This window comes from Streptomyces sp. NPDC048584 (genome assembly GCF_043199595.1).
GTDB classification, from domain to species: Bacteria; Actinomycetota; Actinomycetes; order Streptomycetales; family Streptomycetaceae; genus Streptomyces; species Streptomyces edwardsiae.
Map to the genome: position 1 here is coordinate 172,880 of NZ_JBICWF010000011.1, position 24,433 is coordinate 197,312.

25 protein-coding genes are annotated in these 24,433 nt (G+C 72.5%); 11 read left to right on the plus strand and 14 right to left on the minus strand.

What is annotated here, in order from left to right:
* Positions 1 to 33: 33 nt before the first annotated feature.
* Complete coding sequence (locus ACGFR9_RS24455; protein WP_393212133.1) at positions 34 to 1,062, plus strand: lactonase family protein; 1,029 nt, start codon at positions 34 to 36, stop codon at positions 1,060 to 1,062.
* An 81-nt stretch (positions 1,063 to 1,143) separates the two neighbouring features.
* Here the strand turns inward: ACGFR9_RS24455 and ACGFR9_RS24460 are convergent, their stop codons facing one another.
* The 5 genes from ACGFR9_RS24460 to ACGFR9_RS24480 all read right to left on the minus strand — a co-directional run bounded on the left by ACGFR9_RS24460 (position 1,144) and on the right by ACGFR9_RS24480 (position 6,846).
* Complete coding sequence (locus ACGFR9_RS24460) at positions 1,144 to 2,067, minus strand: sirohydrochlorin chelatase (protein ID WP_393212135.1); 924 nt, start codon at positions 2,065 to 2,067, stop codon at positions 1,144 to 1,146.
* An 84-nt stretch (positions 2,068 to 2,151) separates the two neighbouring features.
* Positions 2,152 to 3,159 carry an N-acetylglucosamine kinase gene (locus ACGFR9_RS24465; protein ID WP_393212137.1) on the minus strand — a complete coding sequence of 336 codons (1,008 nt, stop codon included), beginning with the start codon at positions 3,157 to 3,159 and terminating at the stop codon, positions 2,152 to 2,154.
* On the minus strand, positions 3,156 to 3,833 hold the full coding sequence (locus ACGFR9_RS24470; protein WP_393212139.1) for a uracil-DNA glycosylase: 678 nt from the start codon (positions 3,831 to 3,833) through the stop codon (positions 3,156 to 3,158). The genes ACGFR9_RS24465 and ACGFR9_RS24470 overlap by 4 nt, the downstream gene beginning before the upstream one ends.
* Before the next feature lie 91 nt (positions 3,834 to 3,924).
* Positions 3,925 to 5,079, minus strand: coding sequence for a WD40/YVTN/BNR-like repeat-containing protein (locus ACGFR9_RS24475; protein ID WP_393212141.1), 1,155 nt, complete (start codon positions 5,077 to 5,079; stop codon positions 3,925 to 3,927).
* Between the two features lie 87 nt (positions 5,080 to 5,166).
* Positions 5,167 to 6,846, minus strand: coding sequence for an acyl-CoA dehydrogenase family protein (locus tag ACGFR9_RS24480; RefSeq protein WP_393212143.1), 1,680 nt, complete (start codon positions 6,844 to 6,846; stop codon positions 5,167 to 5,169).
* A 74-nt stretch (positions 6,847 to 6,920) separates the two neighbouring features.
* Here ACGFR9_RS24480 and ACGFR9_RS24485 point away from each other — a divergent pair, with 74 nt between their 5' ends.
* Complete coding sequence (locus ACGFR9_RS24485) at positions 6,921 to 7,670, plus strand: PaaX domain-containing protein, C- domain protein (protein ID WP_393212312.1); 750 nt, start codon at positions 6,921 to 6,923, stop codon at positions 7,668 to 7,670.
* A 72-nt stretch (positions 7,671 to 7,742) separates the two neighbouring features.
* Here the strand turns inward: ACGFR9_RS24485 and ACGFR9_RS24490 are convergent, their stop codons facing one another.
* A complete protein-coding gene (locus ACGFR9_RS24490; protein WP_393212145.1) occupies positions 7,743 to 8,540 on the minus strand; it encodes a pectate lyase in 798 nt (265 codons plus the stop codon).
* Positions 8,541 to 8,780: 240 nt separating this feature from the next.
* Positions 8,781 to 9,860 (minus strand): NADH:flavin oxidoreductase/NADH oxidase, encoded by a 1,080-nt coding sequence (locus tag ACGFR9_RS24495; protein ID WP_393212147.1) that lies wholly within the window; start codon positions 9,858 to 9,860, stop codon positions 8,781 to 8,783.
* Positions 9,861 to 9,969: 109 nt separating this feature from the next.
* Here ACGFR9_RS24495 and ACGFR9_RS24500 point away from each other — a divergent pair, with 109 nt between their 5' ends.
* Positions 9,970 to 10,341: an ArsR/SmtB family transcription factor gene (locus ACGFR9_RS24500; protein WP_393212149.1), complete on the plus strand. Its 372-nt coding sequence runs from the start codon at positions 9,970 to 9,972 to the stop codon at positions 10,339 to 10,341.
* A gap of 180 nt (positions 10,342 to 10,521) precedes the next feature.
* The gene (locus ACGFR9_RS24505) at positions 10,522 to 10,989 is read left to right on the plus strand and encodes a DUF6214 family protein (RefSeq protein ID WP_393212151.1); all 468 of its coding nucleotides are present in this window, start codon (positions 10,522 to 10,524) and stop codon (positions 10,987 to 10,989) included.
* Between the two features lie 51 nt (positions 10,990 to 11,040).
* Here ACGFR9_RS24505 and ACGFR9_RS24510 read toward each other — a convergent pair whose 3' ends face one another.
* Positions 11,041 to 11,703 (minus strand): DUF305 domain-containing protein, encoded by a 663-nt coding sequence (locus ACGFR9_RS24510; RefSeq protein WP_393212153.1) that lies wholly within the window; start codon positions 11,701 to 11,703, stop codon positions 11,041 to 11,043.
* Between the two features lie 210 nt (positions 11,704 to 11,913).
* Between ACGFR9_RS24510 and ACGFR9_RS24515 the strand changes: the two genes are divergently transcribed.
* Positions 11,914 to 13,416, plus strand: a complete 1,503-nt coding sequence (locus tag ACGFR9_RS24515) for an LVIVD repeat-containing protein (protein WP_393212155.1) — start codon at positions 11,914 to 11,916, stop codon at positions 13,414 to 13,416.
* Here ACGFR9_RS24515 and ACGFR9_RS24520 read toward each other — a convergent pair.
* From ACGFR9_RS24520 to ACGFR9_RS24535, 4 genes are all read right to left on the minus strand, one after another.
* Positions 13,404 to 14,078 carry a TetR/AcrR family transcriptional regulator gene (locus ACGFR9_RS24520; RefSeq protein WP_393212157.1) on the minus strand — a complete coding sequence of 225 codons (675 nt, stop codon included), beginning with the start codon at positions 14,076 to 14,078 and terminating at the stop codon, positions 13,404 to 13,406. The two genes, ACGFR9_RS24515 and ACGFR9_RS24520, sit on opposite strands and share 13 nt — an antisense overlap.
* Before the next feature lie 39 nt (positions 14,079 to 14,117).
* Positions 14,118 to 14,879 (minus strand): phosphatase PAP2 family protein, encoded by a 762-nt coding sequence (locus tag ACGFR9_RS24525; protein WP_393212159.1) that lies wholly within the window; start codon positions 14,877 to 14,879, stop codon positions 14,118 to 14,120.
* A gap of 300 nt (positions 14,880 to 15,179) precedes the next feature.
* Positions 15,180 to 16,106 (minus strand): M56 family metallopeptidase, encoded by a 927-nt coding sequence (locus ACGFR9_RS24530; protein ID WP_393212161.1) that lies wholly within the window; start codon positions 16,104 to 16,106, stop codon positions 15,180 to 15,182.
* Between the two features lie 74 nt (positions 16,107 to 16,180).
* The gene (locus ACGFR9_RS24535) at positions 16,181 to 16,729 is read right to left on the minus strand and encodes a DUF5134 domain-containing protein (RefSeq protein WP_393212163.1); all 549 of its coding nucleotides are present in this window, start codon (positions 16,727 to 16,729) and stop codon (positions 16,181 to 16,183) included.
* A 154-nt stretch (positions 16,730 to 16,883) separates the two neighbouring features.
* On the opposite strand from ACGFR9_RS24535, the gene ACGFR9_RS24540 reads away from it, so the two are divergent.
* Entirely contained in the window at positions 16,884 to 18,554 is a 1,671-nt protein-coding gene (locus ACGFR9_RS24540) for an FUSC family protein (protein WP_393212165.1), read from the plus strand.
* The gene (locus ACGFR9_RS24545; RefSeq protein ID WP_393212167.1) at positions 18,551 to 19,129 is read left to right on the plus strand and encodes a MarR family winged helix-turn-helix transcriptional regulator; all 579 of its coding nucleotides are present in this window, start codon (positions 18,551 to 18,553) and stop codon (positions 19,127 to 19,129) included. Before ACGFR9_RS24540 ends, ACGFR9_RS24545 begins: the two co-directional genes overlap by 4 nt.
* Before the next feature lie 13 nt (positions 19,130 to 19,142).
* On the opposite strand, the gene ACGFR9_RS24550 is transcribed toward ACGFR9_RS24545, so the two are convergent.
* On the minus strand, positions 19,143 to 19,547 hold the full coding sequence (locus ACGFR9_RS24550; RefSeq protein ID WP_393212168.1) for a VOC family protein: 405 nt from the start codon (positions 19,545 to 19,547) through the stop codon (positions 19,143 to 19,145).
* Between the two features lie 82 nt (positions 19,548 to 19,629).
* Between ACGFR9_RS24550 and ACGFR9_RS24555 the strand changes: the two genes are divergently transcribed.
* The gene (locus tag ACGFR9_RS24555) at positions 19,630 to 20,172 is read left to right on the plus strand and encodes a GNAT family N-acetyltransferase (protein ID WP_393212169.1); all 543 of its coding nucleotides are present in this window, start codon (positions 19,630 to 19,632) and stop codon (positions 20,170 to 20,172) included.
* 4 nt (positions 20,173 to 20,176) lie between these two features.
* Here the strand turns inward: ACGFR9_RS24555 and ACGFR9_RS24560 are convergent, their stop codons facing one another.
* A complete protein-coding gene (locus ACGFR9_RS24560; protein ID WP_393212170.1) occupies positions 20,177 to 20,860 on the minus strand; it encodes a glycerophosphodiester phosphodiesterase in 684 nt (227 codons plus the stop codon).
* Positions 20,861 to 21,111: 251 nt separating this feature from the next.
* Between ACGFR9_RS24560 and ACGFR9_RS24565 the strand changes: the two genes are divergently transcribed.
* From ACGFR9_RS24565 to ACGFR9_RS24575, 3 genes are read left to right on the plus strand one after another with little or no spacing between them, the layout of a single operon-like run.
* On the plus strand, positions 21,112 to 22,509 hold the full coding sequence (locus tag ACGFR9_RS24565) for a DUF6421 family protein (protein WP_393212172.1): 1,398 nt from the start codon (positions 21,112 to 21,114) through the stop codon (positions 22,507 to 22,509).
* A 38-nt stretch (positions 22,510 to 22,547) separates the two neighbouring features.
* Positions 22,548 to 23,294, plus strand: a complete 747-nt coding sequence (locus ACGFR9_RS24570; RefSeq protein WP_393212174.1) for an SDR family NAD(P)-dependent oxidoreductase — start codon at positions 22,548 to 22,550, stop codon at positions 23,292 to 23,294.
* Positions 23,291 to 24,361 carry a threonine aldolase family protein gene (locus ACGFR9_RS24575; RefSeq protein ID WP_393212176.1) on the plus strand — a complete coding sequence of 357 codons (1,071 nt, stop codon included), beginning with the start codon at positions 23,291 to 23,293 and terminating at the stop codon, positions 24,359 to 24,361. The genes ACGFR9_RS24570 and ACGFR9_RS24575 overlap by 4 nt, the downstream gene beginning before the upstream one ends.
* The last annotated feature ends 72 nt before the right edge of the window (positions 24,362 to 24,433 follow it).

Here is a 24,433-nt window from a genome sequence, read left to right on the forward strand (position 1 = left end):
GCCCCGACCGGCATCGGACGAGAGGGGACAGTCGTGGCGGACGGCAGACGGCGGGCGTTCATCGGATCGTTCACGGCGGCGGGCGGCCCCGGCATCGTCACCGCGGCCGTCGACCCGGGCAGCGGCGCGCTGACCGTCCTGAGCACCGTGGACGCCGTACCCGACCCGTCCTACCTGGCCCTGTCGCCCGACGGCCGCACGCTGTACGCGGTCAGCGAGACGGCCGAGGGTGCCGTGGCCGCGTTCCGCGTGACCGGCGAGGGGACGGAACCGGCCGGGCGCCCGGTGCGGGTGGACGGCAGCGGGCCGACCCACCTCAGCGTCCACGCCGGACACATCCTCACCGCGAACTACGGCTCCGGCAGCGTCAGCGTCGTCCCCGTACGCCCGGACGGCCGCCCAGGGCCGGTGTCCGGAGTGTTCCGGCACAGCGGCTCCGGGCCCCATCCGCAGCGCCAGCAGGGCCCCCACGTCCACCAGGTGCGGCCCGACCCCAGCGGCCGCTGGACGGTCGCCGTCGACCTCGGCACCGACTCGGTACGGATCAGCGCCCTGACGAGCGGCACGCTCGTACCGCACCGGGAGATCGCCCTGCGTCCCGGCTCCGGCCCCCGGCATCTGGCCTTCCACCCGGGCGGCTCGTACGCGTACGTCCTCAACGAGCTCAGCCCCACCCTCGTCGTCTGTCACTGGGACGCCGCCGACGGCGCGCTCAGGCCGCTCGCCGAGATCCCGGTCCTGACCGGCACCCCGTCCGGGGACGCCTATCCGTCCGGGGTGGCCGTCTCGCCCGACGGCCGCTTCGTATGGACCGCGACCCGCGGCGAGGACGTCCTGTCCGTGTTCGTGGTGGAGGGGGAGGGCAAGGAACTGACACCGCTCACCACCGTCCCCTGCGGCGGCCACTGGCCCCGCGCGATCACCGAGGCCGACGGCGTCCTGTACGTCGCCAACGAACGCTCCGGCGACGTGACCTGGTTCGCCCCGGACCCCGGCACGGGAGTGCCGCGCCGCGCTGGCTCCGTCCCGGTGACCGCGGCGTCCTGCGTGGTCATCGGCTGACCGGAACGCCGAGGACACGACGAAGGGCCCGCCCCGGAATCCGGAGCGGGCCCTTTCGGCGTCGTGTGCGAGCCGGCCGCGTCAGTGGGCCGCGGTGTTCTGTGCCTGCTGCGGGGCGATGCCCAGCGCGGTCGTGTACTTGGCGAGCGCCAGCTTGCCGATCGCCGGGTAGGCGCCGAGCGCCTCGGCGGCGGAGCAGCCCACCTCCTTCGCGGCCTCCTCCAGCAGGCTCGCGTCGATCTCCGGGCCGATCAGATACGGCGCGAGCGCCAGCTGCTGCGAACCGGAGTTGCGCAGCTGCTCCGCCACGGAGGCGATGGAACCGTCCTCGTCCAGGGCCGCCGCCATCACCGGCACGGCGAGACGCGCGGCGAGCAGCATGCCGGTGATCCCGGCCGCCTGCACCGCCTCGTCACCGCCGACGGAGGCAAGGATGATGCCGTCGGCCGCCGTCGCCACGGTGAACAGACGGGCACGGTCGGCGCGGGCCAGACCGGCCTCGGACAGCCGCACGTGCAGCGCCTCGGCGAGCAGCGGGTGCGGGCCCAGCACATCGGTCAGCTCGGCGGCGATACGGCTGTCCATCACGGCCTGGCGGACCTGGCGCAGCAGCGCGCCGTCCGGGCCGGCGAGCAGCGGCACCACGACGGCGACGGGACCGTCGGGCTCCTTGACGTCCATACCGGCGGCGCGGGCCTGCTCGAAGCGGGCGGTGCGCTCCTCGGCCGCGTGCGTGAGAACGGCCCGCAGCGTCGGGAATTCCTCGTCGTCACCGTCGAGGTAGCCGATCCGGGCGTCCAGACCGGGCAGCTCGGAACGGGCGATGCTCACGACCTCTTCGGCGAGCGAGCGGGTGGCACTACTGGGCGTACCCGGCACGGCGAGGACGAGCGCGGGCGCGCCCTCGGGAGCCACCAGGGGTTCGGGACGGCGGTGCCGTCCGGGCTGGCGGGGGCGCGGCATTCGTACGGGCAGGCCGGACGCGGGCCCAGTGGGGGTGCTCATATTGCCGCATGTTAGTGGCTTCCCGGGCTCCCCTGTTCGGGGAGGGGGCGGGTGAGCGGTATCCGTCCGGTTTTGTCTGATGCGTTACGCGCGGACGTCGTCCGCGCGCGTGACGTCCGCACCCGCCGGGCTCGTCACCCACAGCAGCGTCTCGTCGCCCGGGAGGGTGAAGGAGCCGGTGGTGAGGTCCTCCGCGATGCGCACCGCCCCGTCCAGGGGATCACCTTCGGCGATGATCCGCTGTGCCCCCGGCAGCCGTTCGGCCAGTGCCTCCTCCAGCGGACCGAGCAGCACGGCACCCATCCGCAACAGGCCTCCGGTGAGCCCGACCACGGGCGCGCCCGCCGCCGGGGACACCGCCGCCGCGGAGTCGGCCATGTGCCCGGCCGCCGCCCGCAGGATCCCCGCGGCGACCGGATCGCCGCCGGACGCGCACTCGCCCACCCGGGGTGCGAAGGAGGCGAGGACGGCGGGCCGGTCGGTCCGCGGGTACAGCCGGCCGGGGAGTCCGGCCGCGGGGCCGAACCGTTCCTCGGCGCTCGCCAGCAGCCGGGCGGATCCACCGCGACGGCCGTCGTGCGCGCGCATCGCCGCCTCCAGCCCCGCCCGGCCGATCCAGGCACCGCCGCCGCAGTCGCCGAGCAGATGCCCCCAGCCGTCCGCCCGGCGCCAGCAGGCCAGATCGGTGCCGATCGCGATCAGCCCCGTACCGGCGGCGATCACGGCACCGGGCCGCGGCCCGACGGCGCCCACGTACGCGGTGACGGCGTCGGCGGCCAGCACCACCCGTCGTACGCCCAGTTCACGGCCGAGCGCGTCCGGCAGTTCCGCGCGCAGCGCCTCGCCCAGGCTGGCCATCCCGGCCGCGCCGACCACGGCTGCCTCCAGCCGCACGGGTCCGGCCTCGGCACACAACGCCCGTGCCATCGGCAGTAGTTGCTCCAGGAAGTGCCCGGGGTCGAGGCCCCGTGCCCCCGTCCGCACCGGCTCCCCGGACTCCGACCGGGCCAGCGGCCCGCGTCCCCGGGCGCCGACGACGACCCGGAGACCGGAGCCCCCGGAGTCGACGGCGAGGAAGCCGGGGCCGGTCACGGCAGGCGCCAGTCCACCGGTTGGCCGCCCTGGCGGATCAGCAGGTCGTTGGCCCGGCTGAACGGGCGGGAGCCGAAGAAGCCGCGGTCGGCGGACATCGGCGACGGGTGCGCCGACTCCACCGCGGGCAGATCGCCCAGCAGCGGACGGCAGTTACGGGCGTCCCGCCCCCACAGGATCGAGACCAGGGGCTTGCCCCGGCCGGCCAGGGCCCGTATCGCCTGCTCGGTGATCTCCTCCCAGCCCTTGCCCCGGTGGGCGCCCGGCTTGCGCGGGGCCGTCGTCAGCGCCCTGTTCAGCAGCAGTACGCCCTGCCGGGTCCAGGGTGTGAGGTCGCCGCCCGACGGCTGGGGCAGGCCCAGGTCGGTGTTCAGCTCCCGGAAGATGTTGATGAGGCTGCCCGGCAGCGGCCGCACTTCGGGTGCGACCGAGAACGACAGCCCCACCGCGTGTCCCGGAGTGGGGTACGGGTCCTGCCCGACGATCAGAACGCGAACCTCGTCGAAGGGCTGCTGGAAGGCCCGCAGGACGTTCGCCCCGGCCGGGAGATAGGTGCGTCCCGCGGCGATCTCCGCGCGCAGGAAGTCCCCCATTCCCGCGACGCGTTCTGCCACCGGTTCCAGGGCCTTCGCCCAGCCCGCTTCGACGATCTCATTCAAGGGTCGTGGTGCCACGGACGTCACCCTACTGCCGTCACGGGAGCGGAGATCAACCAGTGGCCGTGACCGGGCGGGAACCTCAAGTCACCCGTGCCGTTCGCATGGTTCATGCGACGACCGCCGCGCGCACGCACAGCACGTCCGGCAGATGCGACGCCAACTGCCGCCAGCTGTCGCCGTCGTCGGCCGACGCGTACACCTCGCCGTTGCGATTGCCGAAGTAGAGGCCCGCCGGGTCCTCGCCGTCGTGCCACATCGCGTCGCGCAGCACCGTGCCGTAGTGGTCCTCCTGCGGCAGTCCCGCCGTGAGCGGCTCCCAGGTCCTGCCCGCGTCCTGAGTCCGGTAGACCCGGCAGCGCCGGCCGGCCGGCACCCGGTCCGAGTCGGCGTTGATCGGGAACACGTACGCCGTGTCACCGCGACGGGGGTGGGCCACGACCGCGAAGCCGAACGTCGACGGCAGCCCCTTGCCGATGTCCGTCCAGCTGCCGCCCGCGTCGTCACTGCGGTACACACCCCAGTGGTTCTGCAGATACAGCCGGTCGGGGTTCACCGCGTCCCGGGCGACCTTGTGCACGCACTGGCCGAACTCCGGGTCCGGGTCCGGCAGGAACACCGCCGACACCCCGGAGTTGGACGGGACCCAGCTCGCGCCGCCGTCCAGGGTGCGGAACACGCCCGCCGTCGAGACCGCCACCGTCACGGCCCGCGGATCACGCGCGTCGGTGAGCACGGTGTGCAGGCCCTCACCGCCGCCGCCCGGCACCCACTTCCCGCGTGTGGGGTGCTCCCACAGCGGCCGGACCAGCTCGAAGGTCTCCCCGCGGTCCTCCGAGCGGTACAGCGCCGCCGGTTCCGTACCCGCGTACACCACGTCCGGTTCGGCCGCGGCCGGGTGCAGCTGCCAGACCCGCTCCAGCGAAGCCCCGGTGTCCTTGGGGAACTTGACGGCGGGCCGGGCCGGTTCGGTCCAGCTGTGGCCCAGATCGTCGGAGTGGAACACCGACGGGCCCCAGTGCGCGCTGTCCCCGCCGGCCAGCAGCCGGGGCCGCCCGCCCCGGGTGTCGATGGCGACCGAGTACACGGCCTGCGCGTTGAAGTACGGGCTCTCGTCGAACTCCCAGTCGCCGCCCCGCCGGCGTCCGATGAACAGACCCTTACGGGTGCCCACCGCGAGCAGTACCTCGGTCATGCCGATCACCTCCACGACGTCTTCGTCGACGCCATCGTTTCGGACACCGGCCAGTCTGCACCCCACCACTGACAGTCACCTCCGGACCGGCCGCGCCGCAGGTCAGGCGGTGCGGCGGGCCGTTCCCGCGGCCGGGCGGCGCCGCCCGCCGGAAGGTCAGCCGGCGTCCGGCAGCGCACGTCCGACGATCGCGTCCAGCCCGGCCGCCGCGGGCAGCGTGCCGAAGGAGTGCCCCCAGTCGCCGCCCAGCCGGGTCGCGCAGAAGGCGTCGGCGACCGCGGACGGGGCGTACCGCACGAGGAGGGAGCCCTGCAGCGTCAGGGCCATCCGCTCCACCAGCCGCCGCGCGCCCGCCTGCGAGCCCTCCGTCAGCTGGTCCTCGAGCCCGGCCACGGCGGCGTCCAGCCGGGCGTCGGCGCCGCGCGTCAGCGCGAGTTCGCCGAACAGTGCCTGCGTGGTGGCCGGATCCCGGCCGAGCGCCCGCAGCACGTCGAGCGCGTTGACATTGCCCGAGCCCTCCCAGATCGACAGCAGCGGGGCCTCGCGGTAGTGCCGGGGCATGCCGGAGTCCTCGACGTAGCCGTTGCCGCCCAGGCACTCCAGGGCCTCGGCGGTGAACGCCGGTCCCCGCTTGGTGACCCAGTACTTGCCGACCGCCGTCGCGATCCGGCGGAACGCGGCCTCCCCGGCGTCCCCGCGCACCGCGCGGTCGGCCGCCCCGGCCAGGCGCAGGGTGAGCGTCGTCGCGGCCTCGGACTCCAGCGCCAGATCGGCCAGCACGTTGCGCATCAGCGGCTGGTCCACCAGCCGCGCCCCGAACGCGCTGCGGTGCCGCGCGTGGTGGCCGGCCTCGACGAGCGTCTTGCGCATCAGCGCCGCCGACATCATCACGCAGTCCAGCCGGGTGCAGTTGACCATCTCGATGATGGTCTTCACACCCTGCCCCTCCGGGCCGACCAGCCAGGCGACGGTCCCGTCGAACTCGGGCTCGGAGGAGGCGTTGGAACGGTTGCCCAGCTTGTCCTTCAGCCGCTGCACGCGGAAGGTGTTGCGGGTGCCGTCGGGCAGCACGCGCGGCACCAGGAAGCACGAAAGGCCGCCGGGAGCCTGCGCCAGCACCAGGAACACGTCGCACATCGGCGCCGACGTGAACCACTTGTGCCCGCGCAGGGTGTAGACGCCCGGCTCGGACGTCTCAGCGGCCGACGTGGTGTTGGTACGGACGTCGGAACCGCCCTGCTTCTCGGTCATCCCCATACCGGCCAGCAGCCCGCGCTTGCCGGCCGGGACGCGCAGCCCCGGCTCGTACTCCCGGCTGGTCAGCCCCGGCTCGTACAGCTCGGCCAGCTCCGGCTGCCGGCGCAGGGCCGGCACCGCCGCGTACGTCATGGACGTCGGACAGCCGTGCCCCGCCTCGGTGTGTCCCCACACCAGTCCCTTCGCGGTGCGGACGACATGGGCGCCGGGACGGTCGTCGGCCCAGGGCGCGGCGGCCAGCCCCTCGGCGACGGCCGCGCCCATCAGGTGATGCCAGCTGGGGTGGAACTCGACCTCGTCCACGCGGTTGCCGTACCGGTCGTGGGTGCGTAGCTCGGGCTCGTGGCGGTTGGCCTGGTCGCTCCACTCCTGCACCTGCGCGCTGCCGGCCAGCCTGCCGACCCGGCGCAGCTCCCCCTCGGCCCAGCCGCCGCCCTCCCGTCGCAGGCCCTCCAGCAGGGCGGTGTCGTCGGAGGCGTCGTACGGGGTCAGGGGAGGGGGCTGGTTGGTGACGTCGTGGGTGGCGCCGCCGTGTGCGCCGAAAACCTGCCGCGGCTCGTCCGCGAGTGTGGTGGCCATACCCGAGTGTTGCACTACTCATACGATCGCAGCAATCATGCAACATCATGATCGGAGCCGTAGAGTACCTGTCCATGCGGAGGAACGACCCGGACGACCCCCGGCCGCGCCCGCTGTCCGCGCGGTCGGTCGTACTGAGCCTGCTGCTCGGCACCCATCCGCCGGAGCTCCCGGCGAGGGAACTGGGGCGGCTGGTGGAGGGCTTCGCCATCGGAGGGTCCACGCTCCGCGCGGCGCTCAGCCGGATGGTCGCCGCCGGTGACCTGCGGCGCACGGACGCCGGCTACCGCCTCAGCGACCGGCTGCTCGAACGCCAGCGCCGCCAGGACGAGTCCCTGGAACCGCGCACACGCGCGTGGGGCGGCGACTGGGAACTGGTGGTGGTCACCGCCTCCGGCAGAAGCCCCGCCGAACGCGCGGACCTGCGCACCCGGCTGGCAGCCCTCCGCCTCGCCGAGCTCCGCGAGGGGGTGTGGCTGCGCCCCGCCAATCTGGAGCGCCCGCTGCCCGCCGCCCTCGACGAGGTGGCCGAGCGCGGCACCGCCCGCCCGGGCCGGCCCGCCGCCGAACTCGCCGCGCGCCTGTGGCCACTGGACACCTGGTCCGTTACGGCCCGCGCGCTCCTCGGGCACGTCGACCGCGCCATGGGCCCCGCCGAGCGGCTCGCCGCGTTCGCCGCCGTCGTACGGCATCTGCTCGCCGACCCCGTCCTGCCCCCGGACCTGCGGCCGGACGGCTGGCCGGGCGACGCGCTGCGGTCCGCCTACGCCGGGTACCGGGGGGAGCTGACGGGCGGGGTGCGCTCCCGCGTGGGCGGCGCGTGACGGCGGACAGCGCCCGGTCGGCCGTACGAGGCGCCGCGCGGGACGCCTCGTACGACCGCCACCCGTGGGGGGCTACCGGTAGGTGATGTCCGACGACGCGTACTTGCAGTACGTGCTGTCGGAGCCCGAGCCGTTGCTGCTCGGCTCGTCACCGTCGTCGTTGCCGATGTACTTCTGGCACGGGATGATCTTCTTGCTGCTGTCCCCGATGATCGTGATGTTCCGCAGGGTCGCGCTGTCGCCGTAGTTGGTGTTGATGCCGGCGATCCTGCCGCCCTTCCAGTTCACCTCGATGGTGTTGAGGTTGATCGTCCGCTTGTACTGCGTGGAGCAGTTGCCGCAGGAGCGGACGAAGGTGCCGAAGTTCTTGACCGCGAAGTTCGACACGTTCAGCGTGCCGGCGCCGTTGAACTGGAACACCTTGTCGCTGGCTTCCTTGGCGCCGCCGCCGCTGACGGTGTACACCGACCCGGACGACTTGCCCTTGAAGGTGGCGGCGTCCTCGCCGACGTCCTCCCACCAGACGTTCTGCAGCGTGCAGGAGCCCTTGCAGTGCACGCCGTCGGCCGCGGGGGCGCCCAGGATGACGTTCTTCAGGACCGCGCCGTCCGCCAGTTCCAGGATCGGCCCCTGGTCCTCGTCCTGGCTGCCGGAGCCCAGGTCGCCGGTGCCGTAGAGGCGCTTCATCGCGTAGTCCTTGGTGCCGGACACGGAGATGGTGGAGGAAACGCCCTGGCTGCCGTTGGCGGTGGGCCAGGTGGCGGCACTCGCCGAGGACGCGCCGGTAGTCATGACCATGCCAACCGAGAGTCCCAGGGTGGCGAGTGCGCCCGTCAGTGCGCGTGCGCGTGGTCGTTTCGCGGAAGTCATGTCGTTCCTTCTGTCGTGGTGTGGGGGTACGAGCATGTACGTGAACGACGTTCGTGGAGCTGTGCGGCGCGTGGTTCGAATTCGCGAACCGGTCACGCTGCTGAACGGGAACGTATGGGGTAAGCGCTTTCTAGTCAACGGCTCGCGTGGGTCACTTTCGGCCAGGAAGCGCGGACGCTGGTGGCCCGGGGCGCGAGAGGCGCCCCGGGCCACCGGCGTGAGCGACGGACGGCGACGGGCTCAGACGGAGCGGTGGTACGGGTCCGGTACATGGACCTCGCCGCCCAGCTCACGGGCCGCGTGCCGGGCCCACGAGGGGTTGCGGAGCAGCTCGCGGCCGAGGAACACCGCGTCCGCCTCGCCGTTGGCCACGATCTTCTCCGCCTGTTCGGCGTCGGTGATCATCCCCACGGCCGCGACCGGCAGCGCCGTCTCGTTGCGCACGCGCGTGGCGAAGCGGACCTGGTAGCCGGGGCCGGTCGGGATGCGGACGCCGGCGGCGTTGCCGCCGGTGGAGACGTCGAGCAGGTCGACGCCGTGGGCGTGCAGGTCGGAGGCGAAGCGGACGGTGTCGTCCGGGGTCCAGCCCGCATCCTCCAGCCAGTCCGTGGCCGAGATCCGGAAGAACAGCGGCTTGTCGTCCGGCCACTCCTCGCGCACGGCGTCGACCACCTCGAGCGCGAACCGCGTCCGGTTCTCGTACGAACCGCCGTAGGCGTCGGTGCGGTGGTTGGAGTGCGGGGAGAGGAACTCGTTGATCAGGTAACCGTGGGCGCCGTGCACCTCGGCGATCTCGAACCCGGCGGCGAGCGCCCGCCGTGCGGCCGCGCGGAACTGTCCGACGATGTTCCGTATCTCCTCGACGGACAGCTCGTCCGGCACCGGGTGCCGCTCGTCGAAGGCGACCGGGCTCGGGGCCATCGGCTGCCAGCCGTGACCGTCGGGGCCGACCGGCGCGCCGCCCTTCCAGGTGCGCTCGGTCGACGCCTTGCGTCCCGCGTGTGCGAGCTGGATGGCGGGAACGGTGCCCTGTGCGGTCAGGAAGCGGGTGATCCGGCGGAAGGCCTCGACCTGGGTGTCGTTCCAGATCCCGAGGTCGTACGGCGAGATCCGGCCCTCCGGCGACACGCCGGTGGCCTCGACGACGATCAGGCCGGTGCCGCCGGCCGCGCGGGCGGCGTAGTGCGCGAAGTGCCAGTCGTTGGGCGCGCCGGTGTCCGGGCCCTCGGGTGCGGCCGAGTACTGGCACATGGGAGCCATCCAGACCCGGTTGGGCACGGTCACATCGCGCAGGGTGTACGGCTCGAACAGCGTGCTCACAGTGGGCTCCATTCGGCGGGACCGGGATTGATAGGCTCGTACGATAAGCATCGTAATACGGAGGATGTCAAACTACGACGACCCTCGTACGATGAAGGTCCCGGACCGAATGCGAGCCACCGTGACGACCGCTTCCTCCGCCCCCAGCAGCCGTGCTCTGCCGCACCCGGTGTGCGAGGAGATCCGGCTGGAGGGCGTGCTGCACGCGCTCTCCGACCCCGTTCGGCTGCGGATCGTCCGCCGGCTCGCGGCCGAGGGCGTCGAACTGTCCTGCTCCCACTTCGACCTGCCGGTCACCAAGTCCACCACCACGCACCACTTCCGGGTGCTGCGGGAGAGCGGCGTGATCCGGCAGACCTACGAGGGCACGGCCAAGATGAACGGCCTCCGCCGCACGGACCTGGACGACCTCTTCCCCGGCCTCCTCGACGCCCTCCTCGCGGCAGCCGCCCGCCAGGAGGCCCGCCACGGAGTGCGGTGACGTCACCCGGCCGTCGGGCGCCCGGCGAGCCGCCGAGGCTGTGCACGCTCCGCTGACAGGGTGCCGTCCGCCGTCCCGGGTGCGTGTTCTACGGGAGGAAACTGATCACGCGGTTACGTTGCGTGTGTGCTTGAGGCATCTTTCCTTCATCTTTGCGATCGCTCTCCGGCGGAGGGAGCGGTGTCCGTGTGGCCCGCGTGGGAGGTGCGGGAGGGGGAGCGTGCGACGCGGTGGCTCCATGTGCGGCTGGCCTTCGCCGACGGGGCCCGGATCGACGCGCTGGTGACGGTGTGCGACGGCTGGGTGTGCGTCGAGGACGTACGGGCGCGGCCCGCGCTGGCACTGGAGGATTTGGCCCTGTTCGCCGACTGGATCGAGGGACCGCTGGCACAGGCCTGCGGTGCCGAGACCGAGCCGGACGCGGGGGACGACGCCGGCACGGGGGCGCACCGGCAGCGGCCCGCGCCGGCGAGGAATCCTCAGGAGCGGGGGCTCGTGGCGCGGGCGTACCGCACGGCGCAGGAGAAGGGGGCCGATCCGGTCCTCGCGGTGATGGACGAGACCGGATACAGCCGGCGCGGCGCGCTCAGGCTCATCGGCCGGACACGCGACGCGGGCCTGCTGCCCGCACGGCACGCCCGGCGCTGAGCCGGCCGGCCGGGGCGGGCGGCCCGGCCGCGGATCGCCGGGCGCGGGCCGTCACAGCAGGTCGCGCATCCGGCTGATCTCGCTGGTCTGCTGGGCGACGACGTCGTCCGCCATCTCCTCCATCACGAGGTTGTTGCCCTCTCCCTTCACCTCGGTGGACATGGTGATCGCCCCCTGGTGATGAGTGATCATCAGGGTGAGGAAGAGCTGGTCGAACGCCGCGCCGTCGGCCGCGCTCAGCTGTTTCAGCTGGGCCTGCGTGGCCATCCCCGGCATCGTCGCGTGGTCGTGTGCGTGCCCGTCGTCCCGCTCCGCCCTGTCGTGGCTCTTCAGCCACGCCTGCATCGCCTTGATCTCGGGCCCCTGCGCGGCCGCGATGCGCTCCGCCAGTTTGACGATCTTCTTCGACTCGGCGCGGTCCGGAGCCAGTTCGGTCATCTCGAGGGCCTGCGCGTGGTGCTCGATCATCATCCGCGCGTACGTCACGTCCGCGGAGTTGGGGGAGTCGTCCTCCGCGCGCTGCCGCTGGGCCTCCTCGGCCGACAGGGTCCGGTTGGCCTCCCCGGGCTCACCCGGCGCGATGACCGAAGGCCCGCTCCCGGCAGCCGGCTCGGTGCCGGCGGTGTCCGAGTCGCAGCCCACGAGCCCGAGTACGGCCAGGGCGGTCAGCCCGGCCGCGACGACGGACACGCGTGACGCACGGCGGTAGTGCACAAGGACCTCCTGTGACTGGCGGCAACCCCCGTCGGGGCTGAGGCACATGACACCTCGTGAGTGTCGACGACCGTCCTAGCACGCTTCCGCACGTCAGTGATCGAAAAACTTCATTGCAAGTGTGTTGCCCTCTGTTGGTATGTGCATGTCGAAGACGATACTGCCGGAGCGAAAACCGTTCCGACGCGAACGGAACCAGGGAGGAAAACAGTGATCCTGTTGAGCGTTTCCCGAAATCGGCGCAGACGCCTGGGAGTCGCGGCGGCGGCCGGCGGCCTGCTGGCCGCGCTGCTCACCGCCGCGCCGGCCGTGGCGATCCCCGACCCCGGGGACTCGCCCGCCGCCGAGAAGGAGGTTTCCCGCAGCGACCAGGCCGAGGCGCGCCGCGCCATCGAGAGCGGCGAGATACCCGCCCAGGACGAGGTCGTCCACTCCGACAACATCCGGCATGTGGCGCACATCCCCAAGGACGTGCTGTCCGGCACCAACTCGGACCTGGCCTTCCAGGGACGGTACGCCTTCGCCGGCAACTACGACGGGTTCCGCATCTTCGACATCAGCAACCCGAAGGCGCCGAAGACGGTGGCCCAGGTGCTGTGCCCCGGCTCGCAGAACGACATCTCCGTCTCCGGCGATCTGCTGTTCCTGTCCACCGACTCCTCGCGCAGCGACGACAGTTGCAACAGCACCACACAGCCGGCGACCGAGAAGTCCTCGTGGGAGGGCATGAAGGTCTTCGACATCAGCGACAAGCGCAACCCGCGCTACGTCGCCGCCGTCGAGACCGCCTGCGGTTCGCACACCCACACGCTGGTGCCCGAGCGCAAGAACGTCTACATCTACGTCTCCTCGTACTCGCCGAACGCGGCCTACCCGGACTGCCAGCCGCCGCACGACGGCATCTCCGTCATCAAGGTGCCGCGCAAGGCCCCGCACAAGGCGGCGCTCGTCGGCTTCCCGGTGCTGTTCCCGGGTGAGGGCCCCGACGGCGGCGGCAACCCCGGCGGACCCACCAACCCGGGTGTCTCCAAGACCACCGGCTGCCACGACATCACCGTGCTGCCCTCGAAGGACCTGGCCGCCGGTGCCTGCATGGGCGACGGCATCCTCTTCTCCATCAAGGACCCGGAGCGTCCGCGGGTGATCGACCGGGTGCAGGACAACGTCAACTTCGCGTTCTGGCACTCGGCGACCTTCAACCAGAAGGCGAACAAGGTCGTCTTCACCGACGAGCTCGGCGGCGGCGGCGCCGCCACCTGCAACGCGGAGGTCGGCCCGGACCGCGGCGCGGACGGCATCTACGACATCGTCGGCAAGGGCGACAGGCGCGAGCTGGTCTTCCGCAGCTACTTCAAGATCCCCCGTCACCAGGCGGACACCGAGAACTGCGTCGCCCACAACGGCTCGCTGATCCCGGTCAAGGGCAAGGACCTGATGGTCCAGGCCTGGTACCAGGGCGGCGTCTCCGTGTGGGACTTCACCAACTCCTCGAAGCCGAAGGAGATCGCCTACTTCGAGCGCGGTCCGCTCTCCACCGAGGACCTCGTCACCGGGGGCTCCTGGTCGGCGTACTACTACAACGGCTACATCTACTCGAACGACATCGCCAAGGGCTTCGACGTCCTGAAGATCGACGACCGGCGTACGGACCCGGCCCGCTGGGTCCACCTGCGGGAGCTCAACACCCAGACCCAGCCGGACTACTTCGACTGAGCGTCCGGCTGCGGCCCGGTCGAGAAGAACCGGGCCAGGTCCGCTTCACACGTCCCGCCGGGCACCTCGGTGTCCGGCGGGACACCCGCCTCCCAGTCGAGCCGGTAGCGCTTGAACAGCTCCGCGCGCAGTACGGGGACCGGCATGGGCGCGCCCGGCATCAGGGCCGCGTACACGGCGCCCATCAACAGGGCGCGCAGCATCGGGTAGTCCGCGTCGACGTCGTCCGAGCCGTGCCGGGCGACGGTGTCGCGCAGCAGTTCCGCCAGGCGCCGCTGTTCGGGGCAGGGCAGGAAGCCCTCGGCCTGGAGCAGTCCGGCCATGTGCTGGCGCATCAGCACCGGCCGGTCCCGCGCCAGACCCAGGATCGCGTCGATCGCCCGTGCCATCCGCTCCCGGCCGTCCTCGGTGTGCGGTTCCCGCTCCAGGGCCTCCTCCAGGGTGCGGTGCATCAGCCGGTGCACGGCGGACTGCAGGAGCTGGCGCTTCCCCGGGAAGTAGTACGAGACCAGGCCCCGCGCGGAACCGGCCCGGTCGGCTATGTCGCCCAGCGTCGTCGCCTCGTACCCGTGTTCGCCGACCAGCTCGACGGCGGCGTGCAGCAGCCGCTCCTTCGAACGCCTCCGCAACTCTTCATTGACCAGGGCGCTGCGCGGGGACATGCTGGACTCCTGCGTTGACTGGCTGGCAGCCAACTATACTCAACGCGTCCGGTGAGGCCCCTTGGCGGGCCTCTTCGGGGTGCCGTTCATCTCGGGCGACGCGGGGGATCGTCCGAGATGAACGGTTGCCGGGCAGCGGCGCCTGTGGAACTCCACCGCCGCCAGCACCAGCAGGGCGCCCAGCAGCCAGCCGCCCAGGACGTCCGTGGGCCAGTGGACGCCCAGCCAGACCCGGGTGAGGCCCACGCCGGCCACGGAGACGGCCGCCACCGTCAGCGCCGTACGCCACAGGACGCGGGGCGCGCCGTGACGGTGCAGGAGCCACAGCAGCAGGCCGCAGACAACCGTCGCGGTCATGGCGTGCCCGGACGGGAACGCGGCGTAGTGCGCGGAGTCCACGGGGTCGGGCCAGGTCGGGCGGGCGCGGTCCAGGGCGGCCTTGAGGCCCTGTTGTACGGCTGTGCCGACGGCGACGGTCAGAAGCAGCCAGAGTGCCGTCCAGCCGTCGGCGTAGCGGCGGAGCAGCAGGACGGCCGTCGCCCCGCAGAGGATCCGCATCGTCCAGGGGTCCCAGATCCAGTCCGTCAGGATGCGCGACGTCTGGGTGAGCGCCGGCTCCTCGACCGCCCAGCGGTGGGTGGTGCGGGCGATAGCGGCGTCCAGGTCGAGCAGGGGACGCCATTCGATGCCGACGAGCGTGAGCAGGATCGCTGAGCACAGGGCGAGGAGGGCGGCGGGGAGGTGGGGTGTGCGGCGCTGCTTGGGGGGTTCGGGCGGGGAGTGGGTGTGGGGGGTGTGCATGGGGCGATCCTTGCGGAACGGGTGTGTGCGGGGCCAGTGTCCGGGGCGCTCGGCGTTGGTGCGGGCCCGGAGGTGGGTCGCGCGGCCCGGCGCGTGCGGGGTGGAGGGCGCGGCGCGATCGCCCGTGGATGTCGGGGGCCGCGGGCCGGTGTGTGCGCGGTGCTGCGCGTGGGGGTGGATCGGGGGTGGGTCGCGCGGCCCGGCGCGTGCGGGGTGCCGTCGCGCCCACCCGTGCCGCCCCAGCGGCACGATTGCCCGCGGAGGGCGGAGGGGGCGGTCCGGGGTTGGCGTCGTGGTTGTTCAGCCGAGGGCTCTCAAGCCCGGGGTGACGGCGATCAGGACGGGGATCGTCGGGATCAGGGACGCCACCGCTGTGAGGCGTAGGCGGTGGGCCGGGGTGAGGCGGTTCTCGGGGGTGAGGAGACGGTGGACGCGGGCCGGGACGTGGGTTCCGGGGGTTGTGAAGACCCCGCGGTCTTCGTTGAGTTCCACGAGCGCCAGTGCCGTGGTCAGCCGGCCGAAGCGGCGGGACGCCATGTCGTCGGCGGCGAGTTCGACCAGCCGGTGCATCTCGTCGCGGAACGCCGCGAACACCGGCACCTGCGGGAAACCGCCCGCCAGCGCCGAGGAACAGTGCCGCAGCCAGTCGTGCCGGGCCTGCGCGTGCCCCCGCTCATGGGCGAGGACGGCGTCCAGCTGTCTGCCCTTCAGCCGGCGCAGCGCGGCCGTGGTGACGACCAGCCGGGGCGGGGTGCCGGGCAGCCACCAGGCGTCGGGCCGCTCACCCTCCAGGACCACGAGCCGGTCGGAGTTCGCCTGCTCCCCGGGCAACAGCGGCGCCCGCACCCGCAGTCCGGCCCGGCGTGCCCGACGCCGGGCACGGGCCCGTACGACCTCGCGGACCAGCATCGCCGCGCTCCACAGCCCGCCGCACGCCAGCGCCACCGCGGTGGTCTGCGCCAGGAGCCCGGCCGTGCCGAGCGCGTACGCCTCCACGACCGCACGGGGCGCGGAGGCGAACACCCGGCCGCCCACCGCCCGCCAGGCGGCCGCCGCGCTGAACGTCATCGAGAGCGCGCAGCACAGCAGCACCGCCGCGATCACGCACTGCCACGCCCACAGCGCCACCACCGGTTCACGGTCCGTCCAGTCGGCCCGGGCCAGCAGCCGGGGACCCAGGACGGCGGTCAGGACGCCGAGCGTCAGCAGGGCCGTGGGGAGGATCATGTCCGCAGCCTATGAGCGCGGACCGTGCGGAACACGGTCCCCGGCGCCGAAGTGACGCAGGCAACGGTCCGCCCTCACAGCGTCAGCAGCATCGCCACCATCGCGATCCCCATGGACAGCCGGCAGGCCCGCGCCAGCTCCGGCCGGTCGCCCCAGCCGGCACCGGCACCCGCGCTCCCGGAGGCCACGGGAACCAGTCGTACGCCGGTGGCGAGCACGTACGCCGTGAAGTAGAGCAGCAGCGCCCCGGTGAGCAGGGGTATGCCGGCCCCGCCGTGCCCGTGGGCACCTCCACGCCCCGTGGCGGCCATGGTCACGGCCATGTACACCATCGCCCCGGCGCCCATCAGATGGTGCAGATGCCGCGCCCCGCTGCGAGCCGTCCACAGCGCGTGCAGCCCCGCCGTGCCGAACACCACCGCGAGGGCCGGCCAGGTCCAGCCGGGCGGTGTGACCACCGCCGCCGGCACGGCCATCACGGCCATACCGAAGCCCATGAGCGCCTCGCCGCCCGCGGCGCGGCGCTGCTCCACCACATGACTGCGCATGCGCAGCAGACAGTAGGCGCCGGCCGCCGCGCAGAGCGCGACCAGCAGCCAGCCGGACGACGCCGGTCCGTGCACCCCGAACCCCCTCGCCCCGCCGGACGGTCGTTCATGGCATGCCCGGCCCCGGCCGCGGACACCCGGGCGCACGGAAGTGCGAGGGGAGCGTGCGGGGAGCGCGGCCGGCGAACGATATATTTCACGGGTAAAACACCTGTTAACCTTGTTCCTCATGAGCAGTGCGACCCCCACCCCTACCGCCCCACGGCCCGCCCGGCGCCTCCCGCTCGCCGCCCCGCTGCGCCTCGGGCGGCCCTCCGACATCTGGTTCAAGCCCGCCCTCAGCGTGGTCGCCGCGGTAGCACCGCCCAGCCTGATCCTGGTGGCGCTCGGCCGCCTGGACCTCGCGATGTACACCATGGCGGGCTCCCTGTGCGCCCTCTACGCCCACAACCTCCCGTACGCCGCCCGGGCCAGGGCGCTCGCGTGGGTGGTGCTCGGCATGCTCGGCGGCCTCGCCGCGGCCCTGGTCACCGCCTCCCTCACCACGAACGCCATGGTCCTGGTCACCGTCGGCGCCGTACTGGCCGCCGTGCAGAAGGCGCTGTGCGACGCCACCCGCATCGGCCCGCCCGGCCATGTGATCCTCACCTTCGTCAGCTCCGCCGCGCTGTTCGTGCCCCAGACCCCCGGCCAGATCCCCGGCCACCTCGCCCTCGCCGCCGCGGCCGGCGCCTGGGCCTACCTCGTGGGCATGGCTCCGGCACCGCTGCGGCCGCACGGCCCCGAACGCCGCGCCACCGCCCGCGCCCTTGACGCCGCCGCCGCGTACGCCCGCGCGGGCGGCACCGGTGAGCGCACCGCCGCGTACGCCGCCGTACACACCGCGTGGCAGTCCCTCCTCTCCGCAGGCGACCGGCCCTCAGCGATCCGCCGCGCCCTCGAACGGCTCGTGGTCCGTGCCGAGCTCGCCCTCGCCGCGCCCGCCGACGCCGACCCCGTACGGCTGCGTGCCTGGGCCCGCGCCCTGCGGGGCACCGGAGCCGTCCCGCCCACCGACGACCCCCGCGCGGACGCAGCCGAACTTCTCGGCGTCGCCACCGAGCGAGCCACCCCGTCCCGGCCCCTGTGGACCAGGCTCGGCCCGCTCACCCCCCTCGCCGTACGCACCGCGCTCGGCTGCGCCCTCGCCGGCTACGTCTCCCTCGCCCTCGGTGTCGGCCGCCCCTACTGGGCCCTGGTCACCGCCGCCTCGCTCTACCAGGTCAACATCACCCTCACCTGGAGCCGGGCCGTCCAGCGGGTCGTCGGCAACCTCGCCGGCGTGCTGCTCTTCGCCGCGGTCGTCCCCGTCGCCCACCTCGGCCCGCTCGCCCTCGTGCTCTGCTGCCTGCTGTTCAACTTCGGCGCCGAGGCGCTCATCGGCCGCAACTACTGGCTCGGCAGCGTCTGCGTGACCCCGCTGGCGCTGCTCGTCACCGAGTTCGCCGGATACCAGCGGCCCGGTGAACTGATCACCGACCGTGCGGTGGACACCCTCGTCGGCGCCCTGGTCGGCTTCGCCGCCGCCGTGGCCGTCACCAACCGGCGGGCGGGCGACCGCGTGGAACGGGCCCTCGTCACCTCCGACCGCGCCCGCGAACACGCCGCCCGCCTCCTCGCCGGGCCCCTGCCCGCCCCCGCCGTCCTGGACGCCGCCCGCCGTGACCTCGCGGCCGCCCTGGTCGACCTGAGGGCCACCGCCGACGCCGCGTCCGGCGAGTGGTGGCACCGTGCGCCGGCCCAGGAGCGGGTCGTGCTCGCCGAGCAGACCGGACACCGTACGCTCGCGGCGACGTTACGACGCCAGGGGCTGCTCCCGGGCCCCGGCGCGAGCACGAACACGGAGGACGTAGGGCCATGACGGCGACCGAAGGACCAGCGGCGGCCGACGGCGACGGACCGGCGGCGGACGGGGAGCTGCCGGGCGGCTCACGGGGCGACACCGTCGCCGCCGTCGTCCGGCAGTGGCGAGCCGTCCACCCCGGCCTCGACACCGGCCCCATGGAGGTCATCGGCCGCATCAACCGCTGCGCCGCCCTCCTGCAGCAGGCGGAGGACGCCCCGCTGCGCCGCGCGGGCCTGACCCGTCCGGAGTTCGACCTGCTGGGCGCGCTGCGCCGCACCGGTCACGAGCTCACCCCGAGTGAGCTGGCCCGCGAGACCTTCTCCTCGGGCGCCGCCGTCACCAAACGCCTCAAGCAACTCAGCGAGCGCGGTCTGGTCGAACGGCGCGGCGACACCCGCGACCGCAGGGTCGCCCATGTCCGCCTCACCGACTCCGGACGCGACCTGGTCGACGGCATCCTGCCGGCGCAGCTCGCCTACGAGACCGCCGTCCTGTCCGGTCTGGACAGCCCGGAACTCGGCGAGCTCGCCGCTCTGCTCGGCGAACTCCTCGGCCAGCTGGAAGGACGCCTGGGCGCCCTGCGGGCCTGAGCCGGGCCTGCCCCTAGATGCCCGGCCGGTACCGGAGGGGGTGCTGCTCCGGGATCTCCACCAGCACGATCGGTGTGCCGTCCGGGTCGGCGATCCACATCTCGAGCAGCCCCCACGGCTCCAGCAACGGCGGACGGACGATGTCGACGCCCTTGCCCGCCAGCTCCTCGTGCGTGACCGCGATGTCCTCGACCTGGAGCCACAGCCGTACGTCCGGGGACGAGGGCGCCGCCGAGGAGGGGCCCGCGCGGCCCGAGAGTTCCAGGAAACCGCCGCCGAGGAAGTAGACGGTGCCGCGCTCCGGGCCGGTGCCGAACTCGCGGTGGACGGCGAGGCCCAGCCGCTCCCCGTAGAAGGCCCGGGAACGGTCGGGGTCGGTGGGGCGGAGCAGGATGCGGCTGCTCAGTACATGCACCATGCGGCCGAGCGTAGTGGCCGGGTTACCCTCGATCCCGCCCGAGCCACGCCGGAAGGCACCCAGGAGAACCGGAGACGTGCCCATGGATTCCGTTACCGACAGCGCGCTGACCTTCCGCGACGCGACCGACGCCGATGTGGACGTCCTCGTCGCGCTGATCCAGTCGGCGTACCGGGGCGATTCCAGCAGGGCCGGGTGGACCACCGAGGCGGACATCCTCGAGGGGCAGCGGACCGACCCGGAGGGTGTGCTGGAGGTCATCAAGTCCCCGGACAGCCGGCTGCTCACGGTCGAGCGGGGCGGCCGCGTCGTCGCCTGCTGCCAGCTCGAACACCGCGGCTCACACGCCTACTTCGGGATGTTCTCGGTCAGCCCCGCCCTCCAGGGCGCGGGACTGGGCAGGACGATCATCGCGGAGGCGGAGCGTCAGGCCCGCGCGGACTGGGGCGCGACCGAGATGCACATGACGGTGATCTCCGTGCGCGACGATCTGATCGCCTGGTACGAGCGGCGCGGCTACCGCCGTACGGGCCGGACGACACCCTTCCCGTACGGCGACGAGCGCTTCGGCATCCCCCAGCGGGACGACCTGGAGTTCGAACTTCTGGTGAAGGAACTGGTCTGACGCCTCACGCCGTGAAGCGGCCGGTGCGCTTGATCTCCGGATAGTCGGTGGTGGCGCCGTCGAGTCCCAGGGCGCGCACCAGCCGGAGGTGGTCCTGGGTGTTCACCACCCAGCCGAAGATCCTCAGCTCGGCCTTCCGCGCCTGCTCCACGATCTCCAGGGTGAGCCGGCGGATGTTGAGACAGACGGCCCCGGCCCCGGCCGCGACCGCCCGCTCGACGACGTCCGTGCCGTAGCGGCTCGCCACGAGTGCCGTACGGACACCGGGCACCAGACGGGCGATCTCCGTGATCGCCTCGTCGTGGAACGAGGACACCTCGACCCGGTCGGTCAGATCCCGCGCGTTCATCACCCCGGCCAGCGCACGGGCCGCCTGGACGTCCTTGATCTCGGCCTGCAGAGGCGCCCGTACGGCGTCCAGCACCTCCTCGAAGACGGGAATCCGCTCGCCCCGCCCGGCGTCCAGGGCGCGCAGCTCGGCGAGCGTCCTGTCGGCGATCGCGCCCGTGCCGTCGGTGGTGCGGTCCACCTCGGCGTCGTGCATGACGACGAGTGCGCCGTCCTTGCTCAGATGGAGGTCGAGTTCGATGACGTCGAGGCCCGACTCCTGGGCGGCGACGAAGGACCGGAGGGTGTTCTCGGGTTCGACACCCATGATTCCGCGGTGACCGATGGTGAGGAAGTTCAAGACGTGACTCGCTTCCGTCGACGGCGGCGGGGGGCCGTCCCTACGGCCCTCCTGGACCGTATCGCCTGTGCCCGCCGCGTCCAGAGGCTGAACCTCGATCGCGGGCACTGTCGTCCACCCGGGTGTCCGGCAGGAAAAAATGCGGTGAGGACCGGGGTGCGGCAGGATAATTTCCCGAGGCCCCCCTTGCTGGGAGAAACCACGTATGTATACGGTCTCCTTACGCGAGGTTCTCCCGTGGAGGATGGGTTATGACGGAAATTCTTGTGCAGGTGGGTGTCGAGGGGCAGGTTCCTTCGGCGACGAGGGTGGTGGAGCACCCGGCGTGGCCCGTGCTCAAGGATGCCGTGGAGCGGATCCGGCCCTGGCAGTCCAAGGACGGTTCGATCGACTTCGACGCCGAGGGCGCCCCGTCCCGCGACGAGGCCGACGGCGCCGTGCGCGCCGTGATCGGCGCCGTCGGTGAGCTCGCCCCGCTGCTTCCGCACGACCGCGCCTACCACGAGGCGCTCGCCGAGGACCTGGGCCGCTGGGCCGACGGCGGCTTCGAGGTGCCCGACTTCCTCGACTCGCTGCTGGCCTTCCAGCCGGCCGCACACCGCGAGGACGGCCTGCAGCACCTGGTCGTCTTCCCGATGTACACCCAGAACGGCAACCCGGACCGCAACCTCGAGGCGGTCGTGCTGCGCATGGTCTGGCCCGACTGGCTGGCCGAGCTGGAGCGCACCCGCTACGACAACCCGCTGTTCTGCGGCATCACCTTCGAGGACTTCACCGCGGGCTACGACACCAACTCCGCGGTCCTCTTCCCCGAGACCATCGCGGTGCGCGAGGCCCCCGAGCGGTTCACCTGGGGCGGTATCTTCTGCGACCGCGAGGCCGCCCGCTTCCGCCGCGTCACCGAGGCCGCCGTGAACATCCTGGGCCTGGAGCTGCCCGAGGACGTCGCCGCGCTGGTGCACGACCAGAAGCGCTGCGAAGAGGCGTTCGTGCTCTGGGACATGGTCCACGACCGCACCCACAGCCACGGCGACCTGCCGTTCGACCCCTTCATGATCAAGCAGCGCCAGCCGTTCTGGATGTACGGCCTGGAGGAGCTGCGCTGCGACCTCACCGCCTTCAAGGAGGCCGTGAAGCTGGCCGGCGACGGCGTCCCGCAGGCCCGTGACGTGCAGGTCGCGGTGCTCTTCGACCGCATGTTCCGCTTCCCGGTCACCGGGGCGCGCGTCCGCAACTACGACGGACTCGGCGGCCAGCTGCTCTTCGCCTACCTGCACAAGCACGACGTCGTCCGCTGGACCGACAACAGGCTCTCCATCGACTGGGAGCGCGCCCCGCAGGTCACCAACCGGCTGTGCGCCGAGATCGAGACGCTGTACCGCGACGGCATCGACCGCCCCAAGCTCGTCCACTGGTTCGCCGGGTACGAGCTGGTCTCCACCTACCTCTCCCCGCACCCGGGCTCCAGGTGGGCCAAGGGTCCCGACGCCCTCGACCTGACGCAGCCGCCGCGGAAACTCGTGGATGACGTGCTTCCGGACGAGTTTCCGCTGAGCATGTTCTATGAGGCACTGTCCAAGAAGCTGAAGAACGTGATCGCCGAGACCAAGGGCATCACGGCGGACGGTGCGGAGCGGGTCGCCGCGTGAGCGATCGCGATTCCACAACTGCTCAGGAGGCGAGGACCATGGGGAACGGGGCGCTCGAGGGCGCGGTGATCGCGGTGGCCGGAGCGGGCGGACCCGCGGGCCGGGCGGCGCTGCTCAGGCTGGCCGAGGCGGGGGCGACCGTCGTCGGCTCGGACAACGACCCGGAGCGGCTGGCGGAGGCCGTCGACGCGGCGCGCTACGCGCACGGCGGCGCCACCGTCACCGGTGACACCGTCGACCTGCTGGACCTGGGCTCCACCCGCGAGTGGGCCACCCGCGTCGAGAAGGAGCTCGGGCGGGTCGACGGCCTGGTGCATCTCGTCGGCGGCTGGCGCGGCAGCGAGACCTTCACCAAGACCAGCCTGGACGACTGGGACTTCCTGGAGCTGCTGCTGGTGCGCACCGTGCAGCACACCAGCCTCGCCTTCCACGAGGCGCTGCAGCGCAGCGAGCGGGGCCGGTACGTGCTGATCAGCGCGTCCGGTGCCACCAAACCCACCGCCGGCAACGCCGCGTACGCGGCCGGCAAGGCCGCCGCCGAGGCGTGGACGCTGGCCATGGGCGACTACTTCCGCAAGGCCGGGGGCGAGCGGGGGCCGACGTCGGCGGCTGCGATCCTGGTGGTGAAGGCGCTGGTGCACGACGCGATGCGCGCCGACCGCCCCAACGCGAAGTTCGCGGGCTTCACGGACGTCAAGGACCTCGCCGAGGCCATCGTCGGCGTCTGGGACAAGCCCGCCGCGGAAGTGAACGGAAACCGTCTGTGGCTGACCGAGAAGCCGTGAACCCACCGAGGACCGACGCGCGTCGTCATCACGACCCGGACGTCCGCGGTTTCGCCAGCGACAACTACGCCGGGGTCCACCCGGAGGTCCTCGCCGCCCTGGCCGTCGCCAACGGCGGCCATCAGGTCGCGTACGGCGAGGACGCGTACACCGAGAACCTCCAGCAGGTGATCCGCAGCCACTTCGGACCCACCGCCGAGGCGTTCCCCGTCTTCAACGGCACCGGGGCCAACGTCGTCGCGCTCCAGGCGGTCACCGACCGCTGGGGCGCGGTGATCTGCGCCGAGAGCGCCCACATCAACGTGGACGAGGGCGGCGCCCCGGAGCGGGTCGGCGGCATCAAGCTGCTCACCGTGCCGACGCCGGACGGCAAGCTCACCCCCGAGCTGATCGACCGGCAGGCGTACGGCTGGGAGGACGAGCACCGGGCGATGCCCCAGGTGGTCTCCATAGCCCAGGCCACCGAGCTGGGCACGGTGTACACCCCGGACGAGATCCGCGCCATCTGCGAGCACGCCCACGCGCACGGCATGAAGGTGCACGTCGACGGTTCCCGACTGGCCAACGCGGCCGCCACGCTGGACGTGCCGATGCGCACCTTCACCAACGGCGTCGGCGTCGACCTGCTGTCCCTGGGCGGCACCAAGAACGGCGCGATGTTCGGCGAGGCGGTCGTCGTCATCGACCAGGACGCCGTCCGTCATATGAAGCATCTGCGCAAGCTGTCGATGCAGCTGGCGTCCAAGATGCGCTTCGTCTCGGTGCAGCTGGAGGCCCTGCTCGCCCGTGACCTGTGGCTGCGCAACGCCCGGCACGCGAACGAGATGGCGCAGCGGCTGGCCGAGGGCGCACGCGCCGTGCACGGCGTGGAGATCCTTCACGAGGTGCAGGCCAACGCGGTCTTCGCGCGGCTGCCGCACGACGTGAGCGAGCGGCTGCAGAAGCGGTTCCGCTTCTACTTCTGGGACGAGGCGGCCGGCGTCGTGCGCTGGATGTGCGCGTACGACACGACCGAGGACGACGTGGACGCGTTCGTGGCGGCGCTCAAGGAGGAGATGGCGCGCTGACTCCTTGCATAAGTATGCGGCTGTCTGGAAATACATTGACTGTCGGCCGGTCGCGTACCTATGCTCTGGCGG